Genomic DNA, 21970 nt, shown 5'->3' with positions numbered 1-21970 from the left:
GCAAAAGAACAAACGCTAAAATACGGAACGCTTCAAATGGAACAGATAGCGGTTGCGGATGATCCAGAAGTAAATCGCCTGTACGACGACAAAGCTGAGCAACACGATAGCTGTCGGTTTGACTACCGATGTGATGAGCATGAGCTTCAAAAAGCTTTGCAACGAAACGAACGCGACAATACTATGCGCGATTGCCACCAGGATGGGAACAAAGAACAAAAGCGCGATCTGAATGGTGACAATGCGGGTCAGCTCGCTCTCCGTCATCCCGATCTTGGATATAGCCCCATACTGCCGTTTGTCATTCTCCAGATCGGTGTACAAACGGAAGTAGAGAAAGCTGGCTGCGGCCACAAAGAACAGCACACCGACGAACAATCCGATAAACAAAGCGGTGTTCGCCATTTGCTTCATGGAATAGTAGACGGGCGCGCGGGTCGAGAAGTAGTACTTTCCTTCCTCGTCCCACCTGCCGATTTTCTCTTCCAGATTCAAGCTGATCTCTTTGGTCTCTTTCCATTTGGGGACGTTGTAGCCGTAGAGGGACTCTTCCTCCAGCTCCTCCAGTTGATCGTATACCGCATCCGGCACGACAGCCAGACGTTCAAAGCCTAGACCACTGGCCAAAGGAATCACCGATGCATTGGATTTTACTCTCAGGATGCTATCTCCTACATGCAGGGTCGAGCTTTCAATAGAATCGCCAAACCAACGGACAAACAAAAAGGCTTCCTGGTCCCCCACGGTGATGCTGTCGGCATTGGCTGCCAACGCAAACTGATTGTACTGCGCCAGCTTCACTACGCCGACCTGCTCGCCTTCCACCTCGTTCGGCAGCACCCGCATCTTCAACATATGCTTCTCGTAGGTGTAGCCCGCTTGCTCCAGCCTGTTTTCCAGCATGGACAGATGCTTTTGCTCCTCAGCATTGTCACGCTTGGATTGGTATTCGAAAGCAAAAGGATTCGTACGCACTACGGTTTCCTGAATCGAGCCTGCCAGAGCAGCCAGCGTGCCAATCGCACAAAACGCGATGGTCGAGACGATCGATACGAGAAAGAACATGCGTGCATTGTCTTTCATCCGATACGCCATATCCGACAGAGTCAAGAGATTGGTGCGCTTCCAGTAGAAGAAGCGCTTCTTTTTCATCATCCCGATCGCGAATACACTCAGTTGTGTAAACAACAGATACGTTCCACCGATGGTCATCGCCGTAACCGGCATGAGCAGCACCGGCACATAAATCCCTTCTGCCGTGAGCGCGAGCAGGTAGCTCAGCCCCAAAAGCATAGCAGCCAGCACCGAAAGCGAGACAGATGCCTTAGGCTCCTTCTTGGGACGCTGACTGCCCTGCAGCAATTCCAGCAAGCTGCGTTTGCGCAAGAACAGAACAGTAAATACCGAGATTGCAGCAAACAGGACCAGAAAGGCAACTGCTGTCAGTCCAATCGCTTTCCAAGCCCAATAAAAGGGCAGCGCCTGCACGTCGAGGAGAAATCCGGCGAACTGGAAAAACAGCTTGGCCAATACCATCCCCAAGACGATGCCAAACAGAATCGAAACCACGCCAATCAACATATTTTCCATGAAAATCAGCAAATTGCGCTGCAACGGGGTCATCCCGTGCATGAACAAGATCCCGAACTCTTTCTCCCTCTTCTTTAAAAAAGCGCCTACACAATAAAAGAGAAAGAAAAAAGCGAACAGGAAGATCACGTATTCAGCCACCATCATCCCGGTAGCTACAGATTCGTGTATCGCCTCATCTGCAATGCCCGGATGGAAAATAAACATGGCATAGACGAAAAAGATCATCACCGAAAAGACGCTGCTCAGGAAAAACGCTGCGTAGGTTCTTTTGTTCCTTGAGACATTGTTAAACGCGAATTGTCGAAAGGTCATAGGTGTTCCCTCCCAAGAAAGACAGCGCGTCAATAATCTTCTGGAAAAAAGCCTGCCTGTTTTCCCCGCGATACATCTCGTTATGGAACTGACCGTCCTTGATAAAAATGACGCGGTGACAGTAGCTGGCAGCCAAAGCATCGTGGGTCACCATCATGGTCGTCACCTGATCCTGCTTGTTGAGTGCCTCCAGTGTCTCCATTACTTTTCGTGAGGATTTGGAATCGAGGTTGCCCGTCGGCTCATCTGCCAACAGCAGGGACGGTGAGTGAATAATCGCTCGGGCGATTGCTGCACGTTGCCTTTGGCCCCCTGATACTTCATACGTAAACTTTTCCAGAATGTCCTGAATTCCCAGCTTGATCGCCACAGCGTGCAGCTTTTCCTCCATGACATGCACGTTTTCCCCGTCCAGCGTCAACGGCAAGACGATATTCTCCCCCAGCGTCAACGTATCCAGCAGATTGAAGTCCTGAAAGACAAAGCCGAGCTCTCGGCGCCGAAACAAAGCCAGCTTTGACTTTTTCAGCAGATGCGGATTGGTGCCATTGAGCAGCACTTCTCCAGACGTGGGAGAATCAATAGTCGATATCATGTTTAAAAGAGTCGTCTTTCCACTGCCTGATGGGCCCATGATCCCGACGAACTCTCCTTTGGTGATCGTAAAATCTATATCAGTCAATGCGCGGTATGTCACTTTACCACCATATATTTTGCTCAAGCTTTTCACTTGCAGCATATCCATAAACCTTGCCTCCTTCATGACCCTCCCTCTACTATAAAGAGGCAGCTAGCTGACAACTATCGAATTAACTTTCAGCTAGCTTACGATCTTGTAAGGTTGGTTGGTACAACAGCAGACAAGACCACACGTACCGTCGTTCCCGCGTCCACCATGGACTCCAGCTCCACTGCGTGATTGAGCTTTCCGCAGATTTCCTTGACCAAATAGAGCCCCATGCCGGTAGACTCCGCATATTTACGCCCATTTTCCCCTGTAAAATACGGTTGAAACACGCGTCGAATATCTTCGCGAGGTATACCAATCCCGTAATCCTGAACCTCCAGCACAACCTGCGAGCCGCGTTCATAAGCCCGTATCGTCACTTTGTTGCTCTTCCCTGCGGAATATCGCACAGCATTGATCAGCAGCTGATTCAGGACAAAAGAGAGCCACTTATCATCCGACTCGGCTGACCAATGCTCGTCGATCTGCAACTCAGGATACACCTGATTGCGAATAAACAGCCGCTTGTTTTCCGCCACCGCTTCCTGCACGAGCGTCCGCAGATTCACCGGCTCGATCAGGAAATCCTGCTCGAATCGATCCAGTCGCGCCAGGTACAAGATGGTCTCCAGCCCTCGCTTCAGACGGTCTACTTCCTCTCGCACACTCTCCGACTTCGGATCGTCGTCATCCTGCAGGAGCAGATGAATGACCGAAAGTGGCGTCTTCATCTGATGCACCCACTGCTGGATAAACGTAATATGGTCCCGCTGCTTGTTTTCATACGCGTGCAGCTCTTCCTTGTACAGCCGATACTGCTCCAGGCAATTCTCGTCCATTGCTCGGCACAAAGGAGCATTGCCATGTGACTGCGTCAGCTCCTCCAGAGATTGGACCGGATTGCTCAGCCGCTGATAGATCGTCCGGTGTGTCAGGTAACGGCTAAGCAAGAATCCACCTGAAAAGAAAAGGGAGAGGAAGATTGCGTAGATCATCAGCGAGGAATTCCAGTACCCGTCCAGCGCAAAGATCAACAGCAGCAAGATCAGCTGAACCACGAAAAAAGCGGCAAAAGCCCATTGATCCCTGAGGAACAGCTTCATTGCAGATCCTCCCAGGTGGCCTTCAATCGATAGCCGGAACCGCGTACCGTCTCCACAGCACCGTCCAGTCCCAGGTCCTTCAATTTGGCGCGCACGCGCGTAATGTACACGTTCAATGTATTTTCATCCACAAACTGCTCATCCCATAGCTTTTCCAACAAGCGCTCCCGGCTCACGACTCGCGGAAACTGGTTCATCAGCGCTTCCAACAGCAACGCTTCCTTTTTGCTCAATTCAATCTTGTGCTCATGCATGGACAGCTCCATCCGCTCCAGGTAGAGCCTGAGCCCTGCAACCTCCACCGTCCGCTCCCCTTCCTGCGGAGCGTACAAGCCATAGGCGCGACGCAGCTGGCTGCGAATCTTCGCCAGCACAACATCATAATCAAATGGCTTGGTAATGTAGTCATCTGCTCCGTTCTCCAGCGCCATGACCTGGTCCATCTTGCTCTCTCTCGCCGAGATAAAGAGAATCGGACAGTTGGACACCTGCCTCATTTGCCTGCACCAGTAAAAACCGTCGAACTTTGGCAAATTGACATCGAGCAAGACCAAATCGGGCCTTGCTTCGGAAAAAATGTCCATGACACGATCAAACTGCTCGATGTTCACAATATGATAGCCGTACTTCTCCAGCTGATTTTGCAGTAGTTGGTTAATTTTCGGATCGTCTTCTACGATCATGATCGTTGACATGAAAGCGTGCTCCTCTCATCTCGCGTTTCCTCATCCCTTAACTATACTTAGAAATTTCGTCTACGCCAATGCTTGAGAGGGGGCAAGGCAAAAAAGGATGGAGCTCCTCCATCCCTAGTTTTGGACAGTCATCATCTGTTGCAGCTTTCGAATGCCGCGAAAATGCAGGATCTTCACCGAGGCTTCTGTCTTGCCGAGAATCTGAGCGATCTCGTTCATGCGCAGGTCAGCCAAGTAGCGCAGTGAAATCACATTCCGTTGATCCACTGTCAACGTATGTACCTGCTTCCACAGCCCTTCTGTCGTCTCTTGTGTCAGAAGGCTCTCCTCCGGAAGCTCTTGCTCATCTGTAGCTTTGATCGAGCAGAACATATCCTGATCCACCGGACACTCCCGCTTTTTGCGCATGTAGTCAATCAGCGTATTGTGAGCAATCCGGAAGATCCAGGCACCAAACGGATGGCGTCGATCATACTGCTCCAGTTTGGAGTAAACCTTGATGAAAACAGTGGTCGTCAGGTCTTCCACGTCCCAAACATTTTTCACCCGGTAACGAAAATAGCGATGTATTTTATCAGAGTACTCTTCGTATATTTGCTGATGATCCAGTTGCGGATACATTCTTACGGTGTTCATAGCATTCATGGTATTCATCATCGATCTCCCATTTCCTCATTCTTGACTTCATTCTAAAAGAGAGCGGAAATGGGTACCATCGAGTTAACTTTCAGGAACCTTACACTTTTGTAAGAAAACCTTTATCGTGGCGTAATCAAGGCTGAGCGAAGCAACAAGCGCGTTCAAGAGACAGCAAAAAGCCCGGCATGAGTTTGCCAGGCTGTTGTTGTAATCGATGCGCTGCTTACAGCAAGCCGAGACGTTCAAAAATCGTGTCTACGTGCTTGAGGTGGTAGCGGTAGTCGAAGCAGGAATCCAGCTCTTCCTTAGTCAAGGTAGCGGTAACCGTCGCATCCTCTTCCACAATCGCGCGGAAGGAGCGTTGTTCTTCCCACGCTTGCATGGCGCGAGGCTGTACGGTATCATACGCCTTCTCGCGGCTCATGCCTTTTTCGATCAGCTTCAGCATGACCTGCTGCGAGTAGATCAAACCAAAAGTACGGTCCATGTTGCGCTTCATGTTTTCAGGGAAAACGGTCAGGTTTTTCACGATGTTTCCAAAGCGGCGTAGCATGTAGTTCAGCAGCATCGTCGCATCCGGCAGAATGACACGCTCCACGGAAGAATGGGAGATATCGCGCTCATGCCAGAGCGGAACATTTTCATAAGCAGACAGCATATGTCCGCGAATGACTCGAGACAGACCGCAAATGTTCTCACTGCCGATTGGGTTGCGTTTGTGTGGCATAGCGGAAGAACCTTTTTGCCCCTTGGCAAATGCCTCCTCCACTTCACGCATCTCACTCTTTTGCAAACCGCGGATTTCAGTCGCGAACTTCTCCAGCGAGGTCGCAATCAGAGCCAGTGTCGCCATGTATTCAGCATGACGGTCACGCTGCAGGGTTTGCGTGGAGATCGGAGCTGCGGACAAGCCCAGCTTTTCGCATACATATTTTTCAACGAAAGGATCGATATTGGCGTAGGTTCCTACTGCCCCCGAGATTTTGCCGTAAGCTACTTCCTGCTTGGCAGCGCGGAAACGGGCCAGATTGCGCTTCATCTCTTCATGCCAGAGAGCCAGCTTCAAACCAAAGGTAGTCGGCTCCGCATGGACGCCATGCGTTCTGCCCATGCACACGGTATCTTTATGCTCACGCGCTTTGTCCGCGAGAATGGCAATGAAATCCTCAATATCTTTTTCCAAAATCTCGTTGGCCTGGCGCAGCAGATAGGAGAGTGCTGTATCGACGACATCTGTGGAGGTCAACCCGTAGTGCACCCATTTTTTCTCCTCGCCCAGCGCGGGAGTTTCGGATACAGCGCGCGTAAAGGCAACGACGTCATGACGAGTCTCCTGCTCAATCTCATAAATGCGCTCAATATCAAAGCTCGCGTTTTCCCACAGCTTTTTCACGTCTTCTTCGGGGATGACACCCAGCTTGGACCATGCTTCACATGCGAGAATTTCTACTTCCAGCCATGCCTTAAACTTGTTTTCTTCTGTCCAAATAGCGCGCATTTCTGGTCGCGAATAACGATCAATCATGATTGTACCTCCGTTTTTGTACTCCAGATTTCCAGCTTATCGATCAAGTGGAGTGCTTCATCTACGGAAGGGGCCAGTACATTGAGGTGGCCCATTTTCCGTTTTTCCTTGCTTTCTGCCTTGCCGTACAAGTGAAGCTTGGCCGAACGCGGCAGCTCGTCCACACGATCCAGAACAGGCTGCAGATGCTCACCCAGTATATTAACCATCACGACAGGTGAGAGCAACTCTGTCGATCCCAAAGGAAGGTTGCAGACAGCCCGTACGTGTTGTTCAAACTGTGAGGTCACACAGGCTTCCATCGTATAATGACCGGAATTGTGCGGGCGTGGGGCCAGCTCGTTCACGAACAGCTGTCCATCTGCGGTAAGAAACATTTCGATAGCAAGCAGACCTACCACATCCAGCTTGTCCACGATCGTTCGGGCGATTTTTTCGGCCCGCTCCCTGACTTCCTCGGAAACACGCGCGGGAACAATGGTCAGATGAAGAATGTTGTCCTGGTGAATATTCTCTGCTGTAGGGAACACTGCGAGCTCTCCGTCCGGATTGCGCGCGGCGATCACAGACAGCTCCAGCTCAAACGGTACAAACTGCTCAACGATCAGCTCTGTTCCCGCCTTTGCAAGAGTCTCAAACGCTTCCTCCAGCTCTTCTTCACGCTTCAATACCCACTGTCCTTTACCGTCGTAGCCGCCCGTTGCCGTCTTCATCACGGCAGGCAGCCCCAGCTCGCGAACTGCTTCCTTCAGGTCTGCCAGGCTGGCTACTACCCGAAAAGGAGCAACCGGAATCCCCATCTCCTGAATCGCAGTCTTTTCGCGAATCCGATTTTGCGTAATGCGCAAGAGGCGACTGCCCTGTGGCACGTAAGCCTGGCTCTCCAGCACTTCCGCTACCTGTGCATCCACATTTTCAAACTCGTAAGAAATCACATCACTGACTGCAGCCAGCTGCATGGCGGCTTCCACATCGTCGTAACGCGCGACGATTTGCCGGTCTGCTGTCTGGCCACATGGTGCATCCTCTGTCGGATCCATCGTAATGAAACGATACCCCATGGCTCGTCCAGCAAGGGCAATCATCCGTCCCAGCTGCCCTCCGCCCAATATTCCAATCGTAGCGCCCGGCTTGATCAGCTTGTCTTTGGCATGTGTCATCCCAGATCACTATCCTCCAGCACTTTTTGACGTGTAGCATCCCGTCTTTCCATAAAACGCTCCTGAATCTCGGGATATTTGATCCCCAGGATTTGAGCAGCCAATAAACCTGCATTGATCGCTCCCGCTTTGCCAATGGCCACGGTCGCTACCGGAACTCCACCGGGCATCTGCACAATCGAGAGAAGCGAATCCAGTCCATTCAAATTGGATGACTTGACCGGTACGCCGATGACAGGCAGCTCTGTCTTCGCCGCAACCATTCCTGGCAGGTGAGCCGCTCCTCCTGCACCTGCGATGATGACTTCCAGCCCGCGACTTTTGGCAGTCTGCGCGTACTCAAACATCAAGTCCGGAGTCCGGTGAGCGGATACCACCTTCTTTTCATATGGCACCTGCAACTCATCCAGAATGGCACATGCTTCCTTCATTGTTTCCCAGTCTGAAGTACTACCCATGATGACGCCAGCCAATGGTTTGGTCATGACACCTTTCGCCCCCTCGTATAGGATTCAATAGAAAGCCCAACCGACTAACGGCATCTGGCAGCCGTACTGATCGCCTGGGCTATACGTACTTGATTGCTTTCAACTTCTTCAGTTTAGCAGGGAGAAAGTTTGCCTGTCAACCTCGATTCCGAACATTACAAAATGAACCTGTATCAATCATTCGTGTTTACCTTTTTCCACCCACGCCTTCGCGTGCTCTTGCTGATCCAGCTTCAAATGCAGCCAATAATCGATAAAAGGAGTGGCATCAGCCCCGGCCTCTTTACTGAGCAGTTCCACCAGCTGTTGCCCCTTAGCCTGGCCGTATTGATGCTGGCTCACAAACTGACGCAAAATCCGATGAACGCGCTCTTGTCCCCATTCCTGACTTAAATGCCAAAGCATCGCCCCTCCGCGTGCGTAGACGAGCCGCACATAGCTGTCCCAATCAGGAAATTGTTCGACACTCTGCCAAACCGCAAGCCCTTTTGCCGCGTATGCTTCTGCCTCGCGGGATTGGGACTGGCGCATCTTGATGTACAGATTGGCGGAATTTCGGCTCACATCTGTCAGGTAGGCTAATGTCGCATAATCGCTCAGGCTCTCGTCTAGCCACGCTTCGCGCACTTCATCATTGCCTACCAGCCCATAGAACCACTGATGTGCTGTTTCGTGAGCGATGACAGCATCGCCGATCGGATCAGCCCTTTCGAAAAACTCTTCCTGTATAAAGACGATTCCGGGGTACTCCATGCCGCCAAAAAATCCGCCCGTTTTCACCACGTCATATTCCTTGTAGGGGTACGGACCAAACTGCTCGCTAAAGTAGCGCAGCGCTCCTTCTGCCGCTTCATGAAGACGACTGACAATCCGAGTATCGTCTCCCTCCTGAGACCATATATGTACTACCGTATCCTCGACAGTTGCCGTCACCTTGTGGTAGGTATCGTCCATGACAACCATCGCAAGATCACGTACGTTCAAGGCATCGATCTCGTAAAGCGTCTGCCGCTGGGGACGGGTCTGAGTCACCACCGCTACACTCTCCACACCACTGGTAGCCAACTGGTATTCGTCCGCCAGCTGTACCCGCAGATGATAGTTCGCTGTTTCACTGTAAAAGGGGTCACCAATCGCCGAGTACGGATCAAGCCGCCAACCGCCGGGCTCCTTGACCGCCAGAATCGGCAGCCAGTTGCCGAGCCACATGGCATTGTCGTTATAGGAAAGTCTGCCTTTATTGTACGGCACCTGTAGCTGAAAACGCATTTCGATCTCGGAGTGGTCAGCTGTCCCCATCCCCGACGAAGCGATGGGAACATGTAATAGTGTTTGCGTTGGCCCCTGATAGCGGACAGGCACATCCTCCCCGTTCACGCGTACGCTCGTGATCTGGATGCCTCCTGGCTCCCGCTGTTTCCCCAGTACACGCTCCCAAGAGTCCGTACTCAGATCAGCTGCCTTCTGAAATGTGTTGGGATAAAGATGAAAATACACGTGATCATCCTTTGGAACAAATCGGACTGTCAACGTTCCTGTCACCCGATGCGCTTTTGGATCAATCTGCATATCGGCGGTGTAGGTTGCAGCATCCTTGGGAGCTGCCTGTCCTTGTTCAGTCGGAATCACCGACTCATTCGTAACAGCTCCCGATTGTACCTCTGACCATGGCCTTAACCACATAATCCCGGCCAATAATATTCCCACACCCAGCAAGACAGCACGTGCTCCACTTTTTCGCCACATGGCGATCCCCTGCCTTCATCCGCTACTCTTTCATTTCCTCACGCTATTGTCGCTGCTTCTCCAACCAATTCTCTGCAGCCGTTCTTTTTTTCGGATTCAGATACAGCCAATAGTCGATAAAATCTTTTGCGTCTGCACCGGCTTCTGCTGTCAGTAAAGCAATCCAATCTTCTCCTGTGGCCACTCCGAATCGATAAGTACGGACGTACGCCTTCAAAAACGCATGCAGCTTCTTTTCTCCCCAAGCATCGCGCAGCATCCACATCATCGAGAAAGGACGCGAATAGACCAAATCTCCATAGCTTCGGTTGTCCGGAAAGGCAGATAGTGGTTGCCAGGGACGCAGATTCGCTTCTATATAGCTTGAAACGGTCGTTCCTCGCAGCATGCGATCCCATACCCGATAAGCTTCATATTGTGGATCTTTAGCCGAGAGAAAAGCGATGGCAGCGTACTCCGTCAAGCCTTCATCCAACCAAGCATCCCTCCATTGATTATTCCCCACAATACCGTAAAACCATTGGTGGGCTGTTTCGTGAACGACTGTATGTATCGTACTTTCTCTCTCGGAGAAGAAATGGCTTCCATCCACAAAAACGATAGCAGGATACTCCATGCCATTGATCGCTCCGCCTGTACGCACGACATCGAATTCGCGATAGGGATACGCGCCAAACTGGCTGTTGAAGTACGCCAATGACTGCCATGCAGCCTCATGCTGACGCTTTGCTGCCACTGCATTGTCACTTGAGCGAAACCAAGTTCTCACCTGTGTATGATCTGCCTTTGTCTCCAATATTTGATACGTTTGATCCATAATGACGAGTGCAAAATCACGAACGTCTCCAGCCTCTAGTTGATAAGTCTTTTGCCCCTGTGCCGTCGCCTTAATCATAGCTTCCTGATCAGCTGCCGTACTCGCCAATTGATAGTGGTCTGGCAGAGTTACCTGTATCTGATAATCCGCGTTCTCACTGTAAAAGGGGTCCCCGATCGGCTCGTATGGCTCCAGATTCCAGCCCTGTTTGTCATGAACTGCAAGTACAGGCAGCCAGTTGCCCAGCCAAAGTGCGTGATCGTCGTAGGACATGCGTCCATTATTGCGAGGAAGAGTCATTTCAAAATGAAGCTCCAGCCTGACTTGTCCTGCCTTTTCCACTGCGTCTTTCGCCAATTCCAGTGACACTTCCAGAAGAGTGCCTTGCCGTTTCGGTTCGACAGGGTGTCCTTCTACTGATAGCTTGGTAATAGCATACGCTCCTGGGAGCGCGTCCTTGCCTAAAAGTTGCTCCCACTGTTCACCTTGTTTCTTTTCGGCAAAAGCATACGGATAGACATGTAGGTAGACCTGTGAGGGATCTTGCGGTCTGAACAGAATGGTGATACTCCCTTCAACGTGTTTACTCAGGGGATCTATCTGGACATTCGCCCTGTAGCGGTTTTTACCTGGCAGTTCCTCGCCGCTTGTAACACTGGGAAACACAGTAGCCGTACAGAACAGTACCATGACGAACAAGCATGACCTCCACTTTTTTCACACAAACCCCTCCCTCTCTATTATCCTACCGAAACTGGAAATAAAAGACTATATGAATGCAAAAAACGGCCTCCCTCCATACAAGAAGGAAACCGTTCGTTTGATAATCTTTACTTGTTCTATTCGCGCAGCCAGATGAAGTATGCCAGGAAGACGAAGAATAGAACGTACATCGCTGGATGAACCTCACGCGCTTTGCCTTTCATGACTTTCAGTACTGGGTAAACGATGAAGCCTGCAGCCAGACCGGTCGCAATGCTGTAAGTCAGTGGCATCATCAGAATCGTGAGGAATGCAGGAAACGCTTCTTCGAGGTCATCCCATGCAATCTTCGCGATGCTGGAAGCCATCAATACTCCTACGATGATCAATGCTGGTGCCGTGACTGCTGAAGTAACAACTGCAAGCAGCGGGAAGAAGAACAGCGCCAGGATGAACATCAAGCCCGTCACGACAGAAGCAAAACCAGAGCGGCCACCTGCAGCTACCCCTGCAGCCGACTCGATGTAAGCTGTCGTTGTGGACGTCCCCAGCACAGCACCCGCCATGCCCGCAACCGCATCAGATGCGAGTGCGCGACCTGGACGAGGCAGTTTGCCATCCTTGAGCAAGCCAGCTTGGTTGGCTACACCCAAGAGAGTACCAGTCGCATCGAAAAAGTCCACGAACAAGAAGGTCAGGACGATGATCAGCATGTTTACGGAAAACAGTACAGACGGATCTCCCAAAAATTCAAATGCTGCCCCGAAGGTAGGAGCCAAGCTTGGTGGAGCTGCAAAAATTCCTTTAGGAACATCAACCAAACCGACAATCATACCAGCTATACAGGTTACGAACATCCCGATGAAGATTGCCGCATTTACTTTGCGTGTCATCAGGATCACCGTAACGATCAGACCAAAAATAGCAAGCAAAGCATTTTTCGCAGCCAGAACCTGTTCAGGCGTCAGGTTGTCCTGGAAAAAGGTAAGGTGACCGAGAGCCACGAACGTTGCATCGTTCGCTACTACGATACCAGCATTTTTCAAACCGATGAAAGCAATGAACAGACCGATACCTGCGGATACCGCATATTTTAAACCTTGTGGAATGGCATTGATAATCGCTTCACGAACACCTGTCAGAGACAGAATCAAGAAAATCGTACATGAGAGAAATACACCCGCCAGAGCTTGTTGCCAAGGAATTTGCATAGTCAGTACGACGGTGTACGTAAAGAATGCGTTCAGCCCCATCCCCGGTGCTTGCGCGATTGGCAAACGACCGATAATCGCCATCAGCAATGTACCGATAGCCGCTGCCAGTGCGGTAGCTGTAAACACTGCACCGAATTCAGGATAGTTCGCTTTCAGTTCTGGCGGAAGATCCGCACCGCTGAGAATGAACGGGTTAACTGCCAAAATGTAAGCCATTGCTAGAAATGTGGTGATTCCCGCGATGATTTCGCGGCGATAATTGGTGCCTAGTTTGTCAAACTCGAAATACTTGCGCACCGAGTAGTCCCCCCAGAATTTATGTTTGGTGGCAAACAAAAAGGTCGAGACGCTATGTAACGCCTCGACTGCAAACAAAACGCTGCGGGACCAATCACGAAAAATAATAACGAAAACACATCCCGATGACATTTTGTTCGTAGTCTGGTCGTTAACGGCGACCTGGTAGAAACTCCAGAGCCATATCCTCTGGATTATACGAACCTTAATATTTACCTTTTACATCGAAAAGTGTAACAGGTAGCTTATATACTGTCAACGAAAAATACGAACGTTATTATTTTCATAACGAAAATCATCCGGTTTTTACAAATTGATCCCGAAGCCATGTTTTATTTTCGTCTTTTCGCCCCCACTGGGTGGCACTCAACGGATTACTCCCACTCAATGGTGGCTGGCGGTTTGGATGTTACATCGTACACAATGCGGTTTACATGATCTACTTCGTTCACGATACGCGTAGAGATTTTCTCGAGTACATCCCATGGAATACGCGCCCAATCCGCCGTCATTCCATCAATGGATGTTACTGCACGAATCCCTACTGTATAGGAATAGGTACGAACATCACCCATAACGCCGACCGTGCTCATATTCGGCAAAGCTGTGAAGTACTGCCAGATTTCGCGGTCGAGACCTGCTTTGGCAATCTCCTCGCGCAGAATCGCATCAGATTCCCGAACGATGTGCAGCTTTTCTTCCGTTACTTCACCCAATACCCGAATACCCAAGCCTGGTCCCGGGAAAGGCTGACGCCATACGATTTCGTCTGGCAGACCCAGCTCGGCACCCAGCTTGCGAACTTCGTCCTTGAACAGCGTTTTCAGCGGCTCAATCAATTCGAATTTCATGTCTTCAGGCAGTCCGCCTACGTTATGGTGAGATTTGATCGTGTGAGCTGTTGCAGTTCCGCTTTCCACGATATCGGTATATAGTGTGCCCTGTGCCAGAAAATCCATGTCTTTCAATTTGGCTGCTTCTTCATCGAATACATAAATGAACTCGTTTCCGATGATTTTACGTTTTTTCTCGGGGTCAGAAACGCCTTTCAGCTTACCAAGGAAACGTTCGCGGGCATCGATTTTAATCACTTTCATGGAGAACTTCTCACCAAATGTCTCCATTACTCCTTCTGCTTCACCTTTGCGCAAAAGACCATGATCGACGAACATGCAAGTGAGTTGGTCGCCGATGGCTTTGTGGATAAGTGCAGCTACTACAGAGGAATCTACCCCGCCGCTCAATGCACACAGAACCTGTTTGTCTCCAACGGTCTCGCGGATTCGTACAATCTCGTCTTCGATAAACGAGGTCATGCTCCAGTTGCCTTCACAACCGCAGATGTTGAACAGGAAGTTCGCTATGAACTCGGAGCCTTTCACGGTATGGCGTACTTCTGGGTGGAATTGTACACCGTACAGATTTCGTTCTGGATGACTGATCGCTGCTACAGGACAGCTGTCGCTTACTGCATCGATGCGGAATCCGGTCGGCAGCTCCACTACTTTGTCTGAGTGGCTCATCCATACGACTTCGTTCGCGTCCCATTTTTCGTACAGGTTGTGCGCTTCTTGCAAACGCAGCTCAGCTTTTCCGTACTCCCGTTTTCCAGCACGTTCTACTTTTCCGTTCAACATATGGCTCATCAGTTGCATGCCATAGCAAATTCCCAGTACGGGCAGTCCCAAATCAAAGATCGCTGGATCTACCTTTGGCGCTCCCTCTTCGTATACGCTGGCAGGTCCACCGGAAAAAATAATTCCTTTTGGATTCATTTCTTTGATTTTTTCGACCGGTGTATTGTACGCTACCAGTTCACTGTATACACCCAGATCGCGCACGCGGCGAGCAATCAGTTGATTGTACTGGCCTCCGAAATCAAGTACGACGATCATTTCCATAGTCTTGTCCATGTTGACCCCTTTCTCCTGTACCACAGGACTTGCAAGAGTCTGCGCTCAATTTTGCCGACCCTATCCGATTTTGTTCATTGCCGTTCGAGCAGTCTACCCCATACAGGCATTGCACCGAAAAAAACCGGGACTGTCACCTCCGAAAAAGAGTACGGCGGCAGAGTCCCAGCTTGTGTACACTTGTGCAGTTGCATGTACATAAATCCGATGTGCTCTCCTCGTAGTCACCCGATTTACGGTCAGGTGGTAGATACTTTCAGGCCATATTCCTGAGGATTATACGAGACTCATTGATCGTCATTCTAGCAGATGAAAAGTCAATGTTCAAGGCTTCAGTTGACGTATCAGTCTTTCCATTAATTCCTCTGCGACGATTCGTGCTTTTTGCTCCATTCCTTTTAACCCGTAAATCATCCGTTCGTACATCTCTGTCAAATAGCGTAAATCCTGCCGCTTGTCTCCCGGTATGGAGAGCCTGTTCACATACTCACGTATTGTCTCACCGGACTTGCGACGTGTATAGACACTTTCCACCATGCGCATTAAGAGATGAAAGCGATCCGGATATTGGTTGCTTTCGAGATGATTCATCTTGCGGCGTAGCCACCAAATCTGAATGTCTTGTCTGCGTCTCCACGCAACGAAAGCACTTCCTGCCAAGGCAGCCAGAATCAATGCGTTTACCTGCCAAGGAATACGGAAGCCACTGGTAGAAACTGCGTCTCCCCCTTCCAACTCATCCCAACGTCCATCTCCGCGATCGATGCCGCCCTGGTTGCCTAGGTCAGGCAGTGGAATCGGAAGCTGCGACTGCTCGGATTGCAGGTCGTATTGAATACGAACAGGAGAAGTAAACGTGCTGGTCGCTTCAAAAGGAATCCAACCAAGCTCAGGGAAGTACACTTCTACCCAGGAGTGAGCATCCTTGCTTCGCACTTCCATGATGTCATTCCCCTGATCGTCAGACCCTACGCGTTCACCCGGTGCGAAACCTTTTACCCAACGGGCCGGAATATCCAGTGTACGCAGCATGACTGTCATCGAGGTAGAGAAATGATCGCAGTACCCGCGATAGCTCTCAAACAAGAACTGATCCACAAAATCCTGACCTGGCTCGGGTATAGGCACGTCGGTCGTCTCATACTTATATTTTCCACTGGAACGCAGGTAATTCTCAATTGCCCTTACCTTTTGATACGGGTTTTCGGCATTTTGGGTGATCTCCTGAGCCAGCTCCCTCACCCGCGCTGGTAGCTGCTCAGGTAATTGCAGATAGTTGGCTCGAATTTCTTCCGGATAATTCGTCCCAGCCTGCGTGATGGCTTTTTCACTCACGACAGGCACTTCAGACTCTACATTGTATTGCTTCAGCTTCATCAGCAAGGTATTGGGGCCGACGACAGGCTGAGAATTGCTCGAACCGGACGGCGGCAGGAGATTGATTTTTCCTGCTCGAATTTCCAGCTGCTGGTTCCAGGTGTCAAAGACGACAGTCGCATTTTCCGGTGTATAGTCCCTCAGCTTTTTAATCTGCCCGGGATAAAAGACAGTCGCATACTGCAAAGGTCCGCTAAAGAATAGGGAAGACTTTACTTCCCTGGCTTCCAGTCCTTTAAACAACGTGTTTTCCCACTCGTGATTCTGGAGGTCGAGAATGGATTCATATTCGCGCTTCCCTTTTTCCCAGCCCACACCGGTGTAGATATCCTTGGAATCTCCACGCCAGTAGCTCTGTTCATTGGTTACCCCCACGAACACCAGCGTGTTATCCGAAATAAATGGACCGCCTAGCTGTCCATCGTTGTTGTCGTACCCTACTTTTTTCATTACGGTCCCTGCTGTCCCCTGACTGTTCCCCATTAAAAAGGAAATCGGATCTGGCCAGCTCGCGTCCTGTTTCGGTGCAGCATAAGCGATTCCCACACTCATCGCAATAATCAGCATGGGGGCCATGATCGAATTGGCTAACACCCAGCCGCGCTTTCCGTTTACCGTAGCCATACGGGTCATTTTCGTCAAATGAGTGATCGCGAGAAGCAGGAAGCCGCAGATCAGTGTGCGTATGATGCCCCCGTCTGCTTCGTATGGCATAAAGGTATCCAGCAGTGCCAAATACGCTTCTGTCATGACGACAAACCATAATACTTGCCTCTGCTCCAGTACCAGGTACGTAATCATGGAAATCAATACGATCAACATGATGTCAAACATGGCATTGCGAGAGAGAATTGACATTGCTCCCCAGTCTTGCGCAAAAACGAGCGGGATATCGTGGACTATGTGCTGATATACCTCAATAAGCCACTTGCGCTCCCAGAACGGAGTCTCAAAAAAGGTCGCATGCAGCAGCCATAGTAACCCGATCAGCTTGAACGGAAAGGATAGCCAACGATAGGGCATTAGCAAATCCACGAGGATGGCAGAAGCCGCTATCATATAGAACGGCCAGAGATCTCCGGTGTCCGTCAAAACCTGCAGGGGAATAAGCCATTCCCTCACCAGGAGGAACAAAAAGAGTGCCGAGATCACGTCTAATAGCGTCGGGCGTTTCCATTCGTACATCTGCCTAGGCACCCCCCATACGCTTCCAATGCTGGTAATCTTCCGACTGAATAGCTGTACAGACTACCTTGTTTGCCGTCAACAGCTGAAGGACGCGTTTCTGTTCCATCGTGTAGCTCTGAGCCCGGTTTACATAGAATAGCTGTACACGTCTTCCCTTTTGGGCCAAAGCGATCAATCGACCCACCAGCTCTTTGTCCAGCCGCGGCGTCACGACCATCAGAGTCACCCCCTGCGTCTGCTCCAGGGCTTCGCGTCCCAGTATGCGCGCGAAAGGTTCGCTTCCCTCTGGCATCACACGCGCCAATTGATCAAATACACGTAAGAAGTGTGCATGTGAAACGGCAGGTGCAATCGAGATTCGATCTGCCTGTTTATAGACGAGCCCATAATGGTACTGATTGCGGTTGGCAAAGGCGATCAGGCTGGCTGTTACCTTAACGGCCAATTCAAACAGATCTGGCGCTTGATCCTGATAGCTTCTTTTCTCAACATCAAGGAAAAAGACAGCCTGGTTCATCGCCTGATGCTCAAATTCTTTGGTTTTCAAACCCGATCCACGAGCAGACGCCCGCCAGTGGATCTGACTGAGCCGATCTCCACGATGATATTCGCGAACACCTCGTACAGCGGCCACATCATCGGAGCGTCTATGCGAGACATGGATGGTTCCGCTGAAGCTCCCATCACCGAGTGGCCAATGGTTCAAATGTTGATAGGTAGGGTAAACGAGAAGCTCATCAGAAAGCGCTTTGACCTCTCGACGTTCAATGAATCCAAAAAAATCACCGCCGCTAATTACGCATTCCTGCAGGCGATAATGCCCGCGCGGCAGGTGGGGGATGACATAGCGAAACTCTATCTCTCTTTTAAACCACGGGAATATGAGCTGCTTGTGCGGTTCATACAAGCCTGTGAGACGTTCAGGCAGCGGCTCCAGGATCATGTTCCATCCAAATGGGAACCAGATTCTCCGTCGCAGCCGAATGGTGACAACCACGTCCTCCCCTTCCTGCAGGCGATTTCGATCTAGTTGTCGAACCACCTCCAACGTGGAGAACATCAGAAAGTAGGCCAAACATTCGTAGGCGAAAAAGACAAGGCTGCTGTAGAACAAAAACCAGCTGGCAAATCCCCCCTGAAATTTGGAGAACACAAAGGTTACCAATACCAGTCCGATCACTTTGACTTTGCCCCATTTTTGTTGTTTCATCCTCAGTCACCACCTCATCCCATCGGAACACGGGTTTCTGCCAAAATCACCGTCAGAATCCGCTCAACGGTCGCCCCCTCCAGACGTGCTTCCGGCTTCACAATCATCCGGTGCGCAAATGTAACCGGGACGAGCTCCTTCACGTCATCCGGAATGACGTAATCTCGTCCACGTACAAATGCCAAAGCTTGTGTTGCACGATACAAAGCGAGAGACCCACGCGGGCTTACACCCAAATAGACATGGTGATGGTCACGTGTTTTATGGCAAAGTCGTACAATGTATTCTTTGATTCCTTCTGATACTTTCACATGAGAAGTTAAATCCTGCAATTTTGCCAATTCTTCAGCACTCATGACCGGCTCCAGTGTATCCAGCGGGTTGCTGTCCGAAAAACGGGTCAGCATACGCGTCTCTTCCTCTACGCTAGGGTATCCCAGACGCAATTGCATCAGAAAGCGGTCCAACTGAGCCTCTGGCAACGGAAATGTTCCTTCATACTCCAGCGGATTTTGTGTAGCCATGACAAAGAACGGCTTCGCCAAGGGATAGGTGACCCCATCTACAGTGATGGAGCGCTCCTCCAGCGCCTCCAGTAGAGCTGATTGTGTTTTAGGCGATGTCCGGTTGATTTCATCAGCCAGCACGACGTTGGAAAAGAGAGGACCTTGACGAAATTCAAATTCCAGACTTTTTTGATTAAATATGGCAACGCCGGTTACATCGGTCGGCAAGAGGTCCGGCGTAAATTGAATCCTTTTAAATTCTCCACCAATCGATTTAGCCAAAGCACGCACTAGCATTGTCTTTCCCACACCCGGGACATCTTCTAGCAAGACATGCCCTTTTGCCAAAATCGCTGCCACTGTCAATTCGATGACTGAGCGCTTACCAATCAGCACTTTTTCCATATTTGCAATCAGGTTCGTCACTGCAGGATGTGCATGTTCCACTTTGATCGGGTTCATGTTGATAACAACTCCTGTTCCATTTAGTCTTCTACCAAGCCTGGGACAGTAACGGTAAAGATTTGATTCCATCGATTGATGCAAAGTCATAAGTTCAAAGACGTATTTCTAACGTAATAGAAGAAATAATGAGATACAAGAAAAAAATAATGAAGATTACAAAATTTGTATAAATATTTCGAAAAATTGTATATAGTATCAGTCAGGTTCCATCTAATCCAGGTATAAGGGAAAGTCTTTATCTCGCCCTCCTATAGTACAAAAAAAGAGTAGGACAGTTTCCTACTCTTTAGCTTCTATAATAGATGTAACAAAATCAATCTTACTATTCAACTAGGAAACCTGAATAAAGATGATGGAGCGGACGACGGGTCTCGAACCCGCGACCTTCGCCTTGGCAAGGCGACGCTCTACCAATTGAGCTACATCCGCATTTCAAGGAAAAAGCCTGTATCATTTCTGTCAAGGATGGTGCGGGTGAAGGGACTTGAACCCCCACGGTCTCCCGCCAGAACCTAAATCTGGTGCGTCTGCCATTCCGCCACACCCGCATGTTCTTAACAGAAATATACGTTTTGTAAAAACTGGTGAGCCATGAAGGACTCGAACCTTCGACCCTCTGATTAAAAGTCAGATGCTCTACCAACTGAGCTAATGGCTCAAAAATGGCTGGGGTACCAGGATTTGAACCTGGGAATGACGGAGTCAAAGTCCGTTGCCTTACCGCTTGGCTATACCCCAAAAAATGGTGCCGGCGATAGGACTTGAACCCACAACCCCCTGATTACAAGTCAGGTGCTCTACCAATTGAGCTACACCGGCACGTTTTAGCTATTCAATAAATGGTGGCTCGGGACGGAATCGAACCGCCGACACGAGGATTTTCAGTCCTCTGCTCTACCGACTGAGCTACCGAGCCTCAAGCGTATTCTTGTCCACCATGCTTGAGAAAGAATGGCGGAGCTGACGGGACTCGAACCCGCGACCTCCGGTGTGACAGACCGGCGTGAACTCCAACTTCACCACAGCTCCATAATATGCACGTTACGAGTACTCTTCTATGTACGAGTAAGAGTATTTGGTTGCGGGAGCAGGATTTGAACCTGCGACCTTCGGGTTATGAGCCCGACGAGCTACCGAGCTGCTCCATCCCGCGACAGTTAAGGATCATGTTTCGCCAAAAAAGCGTCCCTTATCCTAAGAAATTAATGGTGGAGGCTGACGGGATCGAACCGCCGACCCTCTGCTTGTAAGGCAGATGCTCTCCCAGCTGAGCTAAGCCTCCACATCCACACTCTAGCAATGTGGCCCCCCCATAAAGTATCCAAGTTTGCTATCAAGCATTCCCTTTGCTTTGTGAGGTGTTGTATGGTGACCCGTAGGGGATTCGAACCCCTGTATGACAGCGTGAAAGGCTGCTGTGTTAAACCGCTTCACCAACGGGCCAAGTTATCAATATGGTGCGGTCGGCGAGACTCGAACTCGCACGGGTCGCCCCGCCACCCCCTCAAGATGGTGTGTCTGCCAATTCCACCACGACCGCAACTTAGGATGGTAGCGGCGGAGGGAATCGAACCCCCGACCTTTCGGGTATGAACCGAACGCTCTAACCAGCTGAGCTACACCGCCACAAAACAATATGAAACTAAAAACGATATGGCGGAGAGTGAGGGATTCGAACCCTCGCTACGCTTGCGCATACTAACGGTTTAGCAAACCGTCCCCTTCGGCCTCTTGGGTAACTCTCCATATATGGCTCCTCGGGACGGACTCGAACCGCCGACCGATCGGTTAACAGCCGATTGCTCTACCAACTGAGCTACCGAGGAATAATGAAAGAACCTTGTTCCTTCAAAACTGGATCTGCATGATTGCTAAAGCATGTGGATAAGTCCTCGACCGATTAGTATTCGTCAGCTCCACGTGTTACCACGCTTCCACACCGAACCTATCAACCTCATCGTCTATGAGGGGTCTTACCAGCTTGCGCTGTGGGAAGTCTCATCTTGGAGGGGGCTTCACGCTTAGATGCTTTCAGCGCTTATCCCTTCCGCACATAGCTACCCAGCTGTGCCACTGGCGTGACAACTGGTGCACCAGCGGTGCGTCCATCCCGGTCCTCTCGTACTAAGGACAGCTCTCCTCAAACTTCCTGCGCCCGCGACAGATAGGGACCGAACTGTCTCACGACGTTCTGAACCCAGCTCGCGTACCGCTTTAATGGGCGAACAGCCCAACCCTTGGGACCTACTTCAGCCCCAGGATGCGATGAGCCGACATCGAGGTGCCAAACCTC

15 protein-coding genes, 14 tRNA genes, 1 rRNA gene and 2 riboswitches are annotated in these 21970 nt (G+C 50.4%); all 30 genes read right to left on the bottom strand.

Annotation, left to right across the window (positions count from 1 at the left end; translation table 11 throughout):
* Nucleotides 1-15 precede the first annotated feature (15 nt).
* On the bottom strand, nucleotides 16-1905 hold the full coding sequence (locus EDM52_RS10655; protein WP_122908977.1) for an FtsX-like permease family protein: 1890 nt from the start codon (nucleotides 1903-1905) through the stop codon (nucleotides 16-18).
* Nucleotides 1880-2650 (bottom strand): ABC transporter ATP-binding protein, encoded by a 771-nt coding sequence (locus tag EDM52_RS10650; protein ID WP_122908976.1) that lies wholly within the window; start codon nucleotides 2648-2650, stop codon nucleotides 1880-1882. The genes EDM52_RS10655 and EDM52_RS10650 overlap by 26 nt, the downstream gene beginning before the upstream one ends.
* An 80-nt stretch (nucleotides 2651-2730) precedes the next feature.
* Nucleotides 2731-3735 (bottom strand): sensor histidine kinase, encoded by a 1005-nt coding sequence (locus EDM52_RS10645; protein ID WP_122908975.1) that lies wholly within the window; start codon nucleotides 3733-3735, stop codon nucleotides 2731-2733.
* Nucleotides 3732-4430: a response regulator transcription factor gene (locus EDM52_RS10640; protein WP_122908974.1), complete on the bottom strand. Its 699-nt coding sequence runs from the start codon at nucleotides 4428-4430 to the stop codon at nucleotides 3732-3734. Before EDM52_RS10640 ends, EDM52_RS10645 begins: the two co-directional genes overlap by 4 nt.
* Before the next feature lie 114 nt (nucleotides 4431-4544).
* Entirely contained in the window at nucleotides 4545-5066 is a 522-nt protein-coding gene (locus EDM52_RS10635; protein ID WP_122909255.1) for a sigma-70 family RNA polymerase sigma factor, read from the bottom strand.
* Nucleotides 5067-5292: 226 nt separating this feature from the next.
* The gene (purB, locus tag EDM52_RS10630; protein WP_122908973.1) at nucleotides 5293-6594 is read right to left on the bottom strand and encodes an adenylosuccinate lyase; all 1302 of its coding nucleotides are present in this window, start codon (nucleotides 6592-6594) and stop codon (nucleotides 5293-5295) included.
* Entirely contained in the window at nucleotides 6591-7754 is a 1164-nt protein-coding gene (gene purK / locus EDM52_RS10625) for a 5-(carboxyamino)imidazole ribonucleotide synthase (protein WP_122908972.1), read from the bottom strand. Before purK ends, purB begins: the two co-directional genes overlap by 4 nt.
* Nucleotides 7751-8239 (bottom strand): 5-(carboxyamino)imidazole ribonucleotide mutase, encoded by a 489-nt coding sequence (purE, locus tag EDM52_RS10620; RefSeq protein WP_122908971.1) that lies wholly within the window; start codon nucleotides 8237-8239, stop codon nucleotides 7751-7753. Before purE ends, purK begins: the two co-directional genes overlap by 4 nt.
* A gap of 180 nt (nucleotides 8240-8419) precedes the next feature.
* Complete coding sequence (locus tag EDM52_RS10615) at nucleotides 8420-9988, bottom strand: M1 family metallopeptidase (protein WP_122908970.1); 1569 nt, start codon at nucleotides 9986-9988, stop codon at nucleotides 8420-8422.
* Between the two features lie 43 nt (nucleotides 9989-10031).
* On the bottom strand, nucleotides 10032-11495 hold the full coding sequence (locus tag EDM52_RS10610) for a M1 family metallopeptidase (RefSeq protein ID WP_122909254.1): 1464 nt from the start codon (nucleotides 11493-11495) through the stop codon (nucleotides 10032-10034).
* A 149-nt stretch (nucleotides 11496-11644) separates the two neighbouring features.
* A complete protein-coding gene (locus EDM52_RS10605; protein WP_122908969.1) occupies nucleotides 11645-13018 on the bottom strand; it encodes an NCS2 family permease in 1374 nt (457 codons plus the stop codon).
* A gap of 120 nt (nucleotides 13019-13138) precedes the next feature.
* Nucleotides 13139-13240, bottom strand: a riboswitch (purine riboswitch).
* A gap of 152 nt (nucleotides 13241-13392) precedes the next feature.
* Nucleotides 13393-14931: a glutamine-hydrolyzing GMP synthase gene (guaA, locus tag EDM52_RS10600; protein ID WP_122908968.1), complete on the bottom strand. Its 1539-nt coding sequence runs from the start codon at nucleotides 14929-14931 to the stop codon at nucleotides 13393-13395.
* 201 nt (nucleotides 14932-15132) lie between these two features.
* Nucleotides 15133-15235: riboswitch (purine riboswitch) on the bottom strand.
* Between the two features lie 20 nt (nucleotides 15236-15255).
* Nucleotides 15256-17493: a DUF4129 domain-containing transglutaminase family protein gene (locus tag EDM52_RS10595; RefSeq protein ID WP_122908967.1), complete on the bottom strand. Its 2238-nt coding sequence runs from the start codon at nucleotides 17491-17493 to the stop codon at nucleotides 15256-15258.
* A 4-nt stretch (nucleotides 17494-17497) separates the two neighbouring features.
* Nucleotides 17498-18706, bottom strand: coding sequence for a DUF58 domain-containing protein (locus EDM52_RS10590; RefSeq protein ID WP_122908966.1), 1209 nt, complete (start codon nucleotides 18704-18706; stop codon nucleotides 17498-17500).
* 14 nt (nucleotides 18707-18720) lie between these two features.
* A complete protein-coding gene (locus tag EDM52_RS10585; RefSeq protein WP_122908965.1) occupies nucleotides 18721-19674 on the bottom strand; it encodes an AAA family ATPase in 954 nt (317 codons plus the stop codon).
* A 356-nt stretch (nucleotides 19675-20030) separates the two neighbouring features.
* Nucleotides 20031-20106: transfer RNA gene (locus EDM52_RS10580), tRNA-Gly, on the bottom strand.
* A gap of 37 nt (nucleotides 20107-20143) precedes the next feature.
* A tRNA-Leu gene (locus EDM52_RS10575) sits at nucleotides 20144-20225 on the bottom strand.
* Between the two features lie 34 nt (nucleotides 20226-20259).
* Nucleotides 20260-20335: transfer RNA gene (locus EDM52_RS10570), tRNA-Lys, on the bottom strand.
* Nucleotides 20336-20340: 5 nt separating this feature from the next.
* Nucleotides 20341-20415: transfer RNA gene (locus EDM52_RS10565), tRNA-Gln, on the bottom strand.
* Nucleotides 20416-20420: 5 nt separating this feature from the next.
* Nucleotides 20421-20496, bottom strand: a tRNA-Thr gene (locus EDM52_RS10560).
* Nucleotides 20497-20517: 21 nt separating this feature from the next.
* A tRNA-Phe gene (locus tag EDM52_RS10555) sits at nucleotides 20518-20593 on the bottom strand.
* A gap of 36 nt (nucleotides 20594-20629) precedes the next feature.
* Nucleotides 20630-20706, bottom strand: a tRNA-Asp gene (locus EDM52_RS10550).
* A 47-nt stretch (nucleotides 20707-20753) separates the two neighbouring features.
* A tRNA-Met gene (locus EDM52_RS10545) sits at nucleotides 20754-20830 on the bottom strand.
* A 53-nt stretch (nucleotides 20831-20883) separates the two neighbouring features.
* Nucleotides 20884-20959, bottom strand: a tRNA-Val gene (locus EDM52_RS10540).
* Nucleotides 20960-21043: 84 nt separating this feature from the next.
* Nucleotides 21044-21120, bottom strand: a tRNA-Glu gene (locus tag EDM52_RS10535).
* A 12-nt stretch (nucleotides 21121-21132) separates the two neighbouring features.
* Nucleotides 21133-21217: transfer RNA gene (locus tag EDM52_RS10530), tRNA-Leu, on the bottom strand.
* Between the two features lie 9 nt (nucleotides 21218-21226).
* Nucleotides 21227-21303 (bottom strand) — tRNA-Met (locus tag EDM52_RS10525).
* 28 nt (nucleotides 21304-21331) lie between these two features.
* Nucleotides 21332-21422, bottom strand: a tRNA-Ser gene (locus EDM52_RS10520).
* Between the two features lie 5 nt (nucleotides 21423-21427).
* Nucleotides 21428-21503: transfer RNA gene (locus EDM52_RS10515), tRNA-Asn, on the bottom strand.
* A 54-nt stretch (nucleotides 21504-21557) separates the two neighbouring features.
* Nucleotides 21558-21970 (bottom strand): 23S ribosomal RNA (locus EDM52_RS10510); the annotation flags it as partial.

This window comes from Brevibacillus invocatus, from assembly GCF_003710915.1.
Taxonomy (GTDB): domain Bacteria; phylum Bacillota; class Bacilli; order Brevibacillales; family Brevibacillaceae; genus Brevibacillus; species Brevibacillus invocatus.
This window is presented reverse-complemented; position numbering and strand designations above follow the sequence as displayed.